The 8,083-nt window shown below is 63.9% G+C and carries 7 protein-coding genes and 1 pseudogene; all 8 read right to left on the minus strand.

The features are described from left to right. Positions 1-3,770: beta-ketoacyl synthase N-terminal-like domain-containing protein (locus WAN71_RS04170; protein ID WP_422224126.1), on the minus strand; the 3,770-nt coding region annotated here is incomplete at its 3' end. A 69-nt stretch (positions 3,771-3,839) separates the two neighbouring features. After that, positions 3,840-4,430 (minus strand): chorismate--pyruvate lyase family protein, encoded by a 591-nt coding sequence (locus WAN71_RS04175; RefSeq protein ID WP_422224121.1) that lies wholly within the window; start codon positions 4,428-4,430, stop codon positions 3,840-3,842. Further along, positions 4,430-4,561: pseudogene (locus WAN71_RS04180) on the minus strand (hypothetical protein); the annotation flags it as partial. The pseudogene WAN71_RS04180 and the gene WAN71_RS04175, both read right to left, overlap by 1 nt. 161 nt (positions 4,562-4,722) lie before the next feature. Continuing rightward, positions 4,723-5,580: a DegV family protein gene (locus WAN71_RS04185; protein WP_422224122.1), complete on the minus strand. Its 858-nt coding sequence runs from the start codon at positions 5,578-5,580 to the stop codon at positions 4,723-4,725. A gap of 6 nt (positions 5,581-5,586) precedes the next feature. Next, positions 5,587-6,387, minus strand: a complete 801-nt coding sequence (gene octT / locus WAN71_RS04190; protein WP_422224123.1) for a diglucosylglycerate octanoyltransferase — start codon at positions 6,385-6,387, stop codon at positions 5,587-5,589. Further along, positions 6,377-7,060 (minus strand): glucosyl-3-phosphoglycerate phosphatase, encoded by a 684-nt coding sequence (gene gpgP, locus WAN71_RS04195; protein ID WP_422224124.1) that lies wholly within the window; start codon positions 7,058-7,060, stop codon positions 6,377-6,379. Before gpgP ends, octT begins: the two co-directional genes overlap by 11 nt. Then, the gene (rsfS, locus tag WAN71_RS04200; protein ID WP_422224125.1) at positions 7,057-7,446 is read right to left on the minus strand and encodes a ribosome silencing factor; all 390 of its coding nucleotides are present in this window, start codon (positions 7,444-7,446) and stop codon (positions 7,057-7,059) included. The genes gpgP and rsfS overlap by 4 nt, the downstream gene beginning before the upstream one ends. Next, positions 7,443-8,039, minus strand: a complete 597-nt coding sequence (gene nadD / locus WAN71_RS04205) for a nicotinate-nucleotide adenylyltransferase (protein ID WP_422224127.1) — start codon at positions 8,037-8,039, stop codon at positions 7,443-7,445. The genes rsfS and nadD overlap by 4 nt, the downstream gene beginning before the upstream one ends. Positions 8,040-8,083: the final 44 nt, after the last annotated feature.

An 8,083-nucleotide genomic window follows, 5' to 3' on the forward strand; every position in this document is an offset into this window, starting at 1 on the left:
CCCCAGGACCGCAACAACGTGAATAACGCCGTCTCAACCGCGAACAACGCCGGCTGGGCGAATTCGGTGCTGTCGAGCAGACCCTGATCATCACCCCAAACAACTCGGCGCAGCGGCAGTCGCAGATGCCGATCCAACTCATCGGCCACCGCGTCAAAAGCCTTGGCGAATACCGGCATTTGGCCATACAACTCGCGGCCCATCCCGATCGACTGCGAGCCCTGCCCGGGGAACACCATCACCGTCTTGCCCACCGGCCCCACCCGGCCCATCACCACGCCCGCACCCGGCTCATCGCGGGCGACCGCGGCCAACCCCGCCATCAACTGCTCGCGGTCGCCACCCACCGCCACTGCTCGATGTTCAAACACCGACCGCCGCGCCAACGACCACCCCACATCGACCGGGTCCAGCCGTTGGTCGGCTTGCACGTGGGCCAACAATCGGTCCGCCTGCGCGCTCAATGCCTCAGCCGATCGAGCCGAAACCACCCACGGCAGCGCCGACAACCCCATCCGGTCAGGTCCACCGGAATTCGTTGCGCGGCTAGCACTTTCGGTTGCCTCGGCCGGGGCTTGCTCCAAGATCACATGAGCGTTGGTGCCGCTGATCCCAAACGAGGACACGGCTGACCGGCGCGGGTGCCCGTCGGCCGGCCAGCCCCGGGCCTCGGTCAGCACCGACACCGCCCCGGTCGACCAATCCACATACGGGGATGGAACGTCGACGTGCAGTGTCGGCGGCATCACCCCGTAGCGCATCGCCTGCACCATCTTGATCACCCCGGCCACCCCGGCCGCGGCCTGAGTGTGAGCCATATTCGATTTGATCGAGCCCAACCAGAGCGGCCGCCCCGGTGGGCGGTCTTGCCCATAGGTGGCCAACAGCGCCTGCGCCTCGATGGGATCACCCAAGGTGGTGCCCGTGCCGTGGGCCTCCACCACATCCACATCGGCGGCGGTCAACCCCGCGCTGGCCAATGCCGCCCGAATCACCCGCTGCTGGGAAGGCCCATTAGGTGCGGTCAAGCCGTTGGACGCGCCATCCTGATTGATCGCGCTACCGCGCACCACTGCCAACACCGAATGCCCCAGCCGTCGCGCATCCGACAACCGCTCGAGCACCACAACGCCGGCGCCCTCACCCCACGCTGTCCCATCAGCCGCGCCGGCAAACGACTTACAACGCCCGTCAGCGGCCAGCCCCCGCTGTCGACTAAACCCGACGAAAACCGCCGGCGACGAGATCACCGTCGCCCCACCGGCCAACGCCAAATCACACTCGCCCGACCGCAATGACTGCACCGCCCAATGCATTGCCACCAAGGACGACGAGCACGCGGTATCCACCGACACCGCCGGACCCTCCAACCCCAAGAAATACGACACCCGCCCCGACGCCACGCTCGACGCCGTGCCGGTCAGCCGATACCCCTCCAAGTCGGTTGCCTCGCTCGCATAGCTTTGCCCGAAGATCCCGGTGAACACTCCGGTCGCCGAGCCCCGCAACGATGTCGGTTCAATCCCGGCGTCCTCCAGGGCCTCCCAGGAGCACTCCATCAACAATCGCTGCTCCGGGTCCATGGCCAATGCCTCGCCCGAGGCGATCCCGAAAAACCCGGCATCAAAACCGGCCACGTCCGCGACAAACCCGCCGCGCCGCGTATAGGTCTTGCCCATGGCGTCTGGATCAGGGTCAAACAACCCGTCCACATCCCAACCCCGATCGGTGGGAAACTCCGACACCACATCCCGACCCTGCGCCACGACCTCCCACAGCCCGCGCGGGGAGTCCACCCCGCCCGGGAACCGGCAGCCCATCCCCACCACGACCACCGGCTCGTCGGCTTTCGCTGGGGAAGGCAGCGCCACCGGCGTGGCCGATCCAGAGAGTTCAGCCTCCAAATACTGAGCTAGTCCGGTAACCGAGCCGTAGTCCCATCCGACCGTGTCGCGCAGCCGCAGGCCTGTCACTGCCGCCAATCGATTACGAAGTTCTACGGTCATTTGCGAGTCAAAACCCAGCTCCGCGAAGGTCAGATCCGGATTTACCGACTGAGGGCCGGGCTCACCCAATATTTTCGCGGCCGCTGCACGAACTGCATCCGCCACCAGCCGGTGACGTTCCTCCTGCAAAACGGCCAACCGCTCGTTAAGCGTCACGCCGCCCGGGTTTTCAACAATCTGGACGTTCGATGCCGGTGCGTTATCAAGCGATGCCTCGGTGTCCGACCGCGGCGCCATAGCGGGGAGGTCCCAAATTGGTTTTGTTGGGCTCTCCGCGCGAAGCGCACCGCGCAACAACTTTCCGTTCGAGGTTCGAGGAAGCCGTTCAACGATGGCAAACCTGTGCGGCACCTTGAATGCAGACAGCTGGCTAAGCAATCGGCGATGGATACCTCGGATAACTGAGTGCTCAACGAATTGGCCGCTCGCCGGAACCAGAAACGCCTGCAACGCCCACGCTCCGGTGGACTCCGTTACTGAGACAACCGCGGCCTCGGCCACATTTTCGTCCTCGACGATGAGTTGCTCAACCTCGCCGGGATTAACGTTGATACCCCCGACAATTTCGGTATCGTCCGCGCGGTAACGGTAGGTAACCCATCCGTCGCCGTCGATGCAGACCCGATCCCGCGTGTCAAGCCAATCCCCATTCGTCAAAGGACTTGTGGGTCGGTTCCAGTAGCCTGCGGCAATCGACGGTCCGCGGACCCATAGGTCGCCCTCAACCCCTGGCTCGGCGGTTGCGCCATCGGGCGCCACCACTCGAATCTCATAAGGGTGCAGCACCTTTCCAAGGGTCCCCGGACGCCATTCGTCGACGCTGTTCGATACGAATGTCTGCCCAACCTCGGTAGATCCGATGCCGTCGAGAATGGGAATACCGCCAAAGAACTCCATGAGTCGCTCGGCGAGCCCGACCCCAAGAGCCTCTCCCGCCGATACCACACATCGGAGCGAACGAAACGAATCGGGAGAGCATGTCTCGAGAACTCTGGCAAAGAAGGTTGGTACACCGTAAAGTACCGAGGGCGCAAATCTCGCACTTAGTTCGGCAGCCAGATCCGCGCTGACCGGCAATCGATTGATTACCGACGAACTACCGGTCGCCAATGGAAACCAGACCGAATTACCCAGACCATACGCGAAATGCATGCGTGCGATGCTTAGCCCGGTGTCTTGGGGAGTGAGCCGCAATGCTTTGCCACACATAGCCTCAACAAACGTCAACGCATCGCCGTGCCGATGGATCGCAGCTTTCGGTGCACCCGTAGTACCAGATGTGTAGGTAGCGTACGCAAGAGCGTCGCTACTCACCGGCTCATAGTCTCCCGGCTCGACTCGGCTCGCATCGGACAAGAGCTCCTCGGTTTCCACAACGCACGACCGCTGAAACCGAGCCCGGAGCGCGCCAGACGTGACGACGAGCGCCGGCTCCGTGTCGCGTTCTTGAAACGCGTGTTCGTCGAGATGGGACTCCGGAGTCGCGAGGAACGCCAGAACCCCGCGAGCCAGGCAGGCTAGCAATAGCTCCACTAGTTCCGGCGAATCCGGAAGGCACAACAGGACGCGGTCTCCTCTGGAAATACCGCGGTTTTTCAGCACTTCGCCAAGACGTGCGCCGCTGTCATGGATTTGGCCATGTGTCACGACGTGCGGCGCATAGTAGGCGGGCTTGTCATACCATCCTGCTTCTGATGCCCGCTTAGCCAGTAGCCTTGCCAGGTTCCCGTTGTCAGCGCCAGAGACTTCTCCGGATCCGCTCAGTAGATGCAAATCGATCTCCAGCTCCTTGTATTCGATGTCGTTCGAATGTTGGCAACGATCGGGTTCATCTTACGGAGCATCGTGGAATACATTTCGAAGGAAATACTCGGTGATAATAATCACTGGTTGTCCTCCGCTAATGACGCTATACCGGCGGGCGACAATCCTCGGTTCCGAATTCTGGTATCCAGCAAGCTCGAGCCAACCAGGCGGCTGTCCTATCCAGACTTTAGCCTCCCCCTTAAACGTTTCAAGGCAACTAGCTGTGATAACCTCACCAATAGGACGCTCCGTCTTTGTCAAGCTTGTCGTAATCGCGGCAGGTAACAAGTCAATAGCAATCAACGACTCCGCCGCTACAAATGGGTGCCCTGAACTCCGGCCCTTGAGTAAGATCTGACGCTGAAGAACCCGGCCGCTCGGTAATTGCTCCAGACCGGATATCCCCGGCGCCATGTCGTGAACCTGCTGCTCGACAATCTGCACGACGATCTCATCATTAGCGACAATGCCGAGAATCCGAGTGAGGGTGCCGTTGCTTGCTATTAGTATCCGAAGGTCACGATTGAGCTTTCGAATTTCGTCATCAGGTAGAAAGCACTCGATCGCATCTCGACCAGCCCAGTGTCCGAGTCCGGCTTCCTGGTCAATGTCCGCCATCAGGCCGGAACGTCCAAGCGTGTGAATTCACAATTTGGGTAACGCTCGACGCGCGCTGAACGTCGGACCTTACCGCTGGTGGTAACCGGAATCGAGCCCTGCGCCACCAGAACGAGATCCGCAACGCGCAGACCTGCCTGTGTTGGTTGTATCGCCACTGACCACCTCCTTCTTGCCCCTCTTGCGGGTCTCGGCACCGAGTTTAGGCAACTGCCCAGCAGATTTCTCGCGGAACCAGCACGCCCTCGAGCTGGGCCTTGACCCGGCAACAACGCGGGATGGCCGATCAGGGTCACGCTCGGGCCGGCGGGTCCACGTCCCCGGCTACTTCCAGGCACACCGCGAGAGCTCCGGCGCCGACGTGCAAAGCGAGGACCGGGCCAAGGTCGGTGACGATCGCCGGCTCACACGCTGCCAGCCGCTCGGCCAGTGCGGCGACCAGATCAGTCGCGCCGTCGGGGTTGGCGACGTGATGCACTGCGATCGCGGCCGAATGCTCTCCGACGACTTCACACACCCGGTCGATCATCGTCGCGACTGCCTTGCTGGCGGTGCGTACCCGCTGCGCCAGAACGAGTTTGCCGTCATCGATGCGCAGTAGCGGCTTGAGTGCCAGCTTGGTGCCCAGCCAGGCACCGGCACCACCGATGCGCCCGCTGCGCCGCAAATTGTCCAGCTGGTGGACGACGATGAACCCGTGATTGCGGCTCACCGCCGCAGCGGCAGCTTCCGCAACGGTGTCGAGGTCGGCGCCGCGGGCCGCTGCCCGCGCGGCGGCCAGCGCGACGAAACCGGTATTCATAGCAGCCGATTTCGAGTCGACTACCCGCACCGCTGGGCCGATCTCGGCGGCGGTGGTCTCGGCGGCGCCGACGGTTCCCGATAGCGCCGCCGAAAGGTGCACCGCCACAACCCCGTCGCCCTCGCTGTCGGCCAGCGCCTGTCGATATGCATCGCTCAGTTCTGCCGGCGTCGCCGCGGCGGTGGTGGCCTGTCCGTAGTCGTGGATGTTGTCCGGAATGTCGTCCACGCCGTCACGCAGGTCGGTGTCGCCGAGCAGGACATGCAACGGGATCTGACGTATCGCCCACTGCTGGCGCAGCTCATCGGGAAGGCGCGCCGACGAGTCAGTGACCACCACGACAGGCATGTGAAGTCAGCCACGCGGTGTTTCGTTAGGCACGCCGGCTTGATTGCGCGGCTCCTCCTCATCGCGCTGCGCACTCTGCATCGTCGCCACGCCGGCTTCGGCCAGCGCCTTGAGCATCAACTCCGCGACCGCCTGGTGGGCTTCGAAGTTCCAATGAATACCGTCGGGGTTGCCGCGGCCACTCATAACATGTTCGGCGACTGCGGATTTCAGGTCGACGAGCGGGATGTCGTGCTGCTGAGCCCATTGAGTGATCGCCTCGACCGTCCCTGCCCGGCCATGATGGGCCTTTCCGTACGTCTCGGCGATGTGCACCGAGGGCAGCGACGCCACGATCGGAATGCCGGGCCGATTGAAATCGATTGCACCGCGCGTCAGTTCGAGGTATTCGGCGGACAGGTGCGGTGGCAGCGCGGCTCTGGCCACTGGAGACAGCCGCGGCTGCACCCAACCGTAGCCGTCGCGGGCCCATCGCCGCAGCCATGGCGGTCGCACATAGCGGATGAGTTCACGCAACGCCGTCGGCAGCGGCGACGGCAGCGAATCCATCCCACCGGTCGCGAAGACCACCGCCCCGGCGCGGGGAAGCGCCGCCCAGGCCCGCGGGTCCTGGGTGGCCGCCCACCACACATCGCGACACGTCCAGCCGATGCGGCCGATCAGCTCCAGATCCCAATCTAGCTGCGCGGCAACAATATTGGGCCAAATGCGGGGATCGTCTGCGGGTAGGCCGCCGGTCGGTCCGTAGTAGGCCAGTGAATCGGCGAAGATCAGCAGCGCCGGACGCAGCCGTTGTTCAGAGCACATCGCCGGCGACCTGTGCCGAAGCGTTCCACACGTCAAGCCGCCACCGAATGTCATCGGCGTTCTCGGGGCTAGTGCCCGTAACGGCGGAGTGCCCGGCCAGCTGCGTCCAGCTGGCATTGCCCATGCCGCCCACCGCGGGCCAGTTGGCAATCGGCAGCCGCAGCAGCGCCGCGGTCAGGGCCGCGATCAGCCCGCCGTGCGCGACCAGCACCACCGGCCGCGCCGGGTCCTCGCCGGCACCCCATTCGGGCTCACCGGCGACCAGCTCGGCGATCAACGGCAGGCTGCGCGCAGCCACGTCAACCCTGCTCTCGCCGCCGTGCGGTGCCCAAGTGGCGTCCTCGCGCCAGGCCAGCCGGGCGCCCGGTGCGACGGCGTCGATCTCCGCGTGCGTCATGCCCTGCCAGTCGCCGAGGTGGGTTTCGCGTAACCGGTCGTCGACCTGAACCTGCAAGCCGGTGTGCTCTGCCAAGGCGACCGCGGTGTCAAAGGCGCGTCGCAGATCCGACGACACGATCAGCAGCGGCTGGCGTTTGGCCAGCGCCTCGGCCGCGGCCACCGCCTGTGCGCGACCCAGCTCACTCAGCTCGGTGTCCAACTGGCCCTGCATCCGGCTGCCAAGATTGAATTCGGTTTGCCCGTGCCGCAGCATCACCAGGCGGCGCGTCGTCATGACCGGCTCGCAGAGTTCTCAGGGTCTTCGGACAAGTCCACCGCCACTACCGGGCAGTCACCCCAAAGCCGGTCCAGCGCATAGAAATTGCGTTCGTCTTGATGTTGGATGTGCACGACGATGTCGATGTAATCCAGCAAGGTCCAGCGGCCTTCTCGGGCACCCTCGCGGCGGGCGGGCTTGTAGCTGGCCTGGCGCATCTTTTCCTCGACCTCGTCCACAATGGCGTTGACCTGCCGTTCGTTGGACGCCGAGGCGATGACGAAGCAATCGGTGATGACGAGTTGACCGGAAACGTCGATGACGACGACATCATCGGCGAGCTTGGACGCCGCCGCGGACGCGGCGACAGTGGCCATCTCGATCGCCTCCGGGCTGGCCGTCACCTCGGGTCCCCGGGTTTGCGGTAGAGCTCGCGCTTGGAGATGTACTGCACGACACCGTCAGGCATCAGGTACCACAGCGGCCGCGACTCTTGCGCGCGCCGACGACAGTCGGTCGACGAGATTGCCAGCGCCGGGATTTCGACCAATGTCAACGCATCGTCGGGCAGGCCGTCGAGGACATCGGTGAGATGCTCGCGGCCCAGTTCGTAGCCGGGCCGGCTAACCCCGACGAACCGCGCCATAGCGAACATTTGCTCCAGGTCCTGCCACGCCAGGATCGAGGCCAGCGCATCGGCACCGGTGATAAAGTACAGGTCGCAGTCGGGGTTGACGGTGTGCAAATCCCGCAACGTGTCCTTGGTGTAAGTGAGCCCGCCGCGGTCGATGTCGACCCGGCTTACCGAAAAACGGGGATTGGCCGCAGTGGCGATAACCGTCATCAGGTAGCGGTCTTCACCGGCGCTGACCTGGCGACCTTTCAGCCAGGGCTGACCGGTGGGCACGAAGACCACTTCGTCGAGATCGAACAGATAAGCGACTTCGCTGGCCGCGACCAAGTGACCGTTGTGGATGGGGTCGAACGTCCCACCCATCACTCCCAACCGCCGCTTTCGCATGGTTCGCCAGCTTACTGGAG

The sequence above is a fragment of the Mycobacterium sp. genome (assembly GCF_049280035.1).
GTDB lineage: Bacteria > Actinomycetota > Actinomycetes > Mycobacteriales > Mycobacteriaceae > Mycobacterium.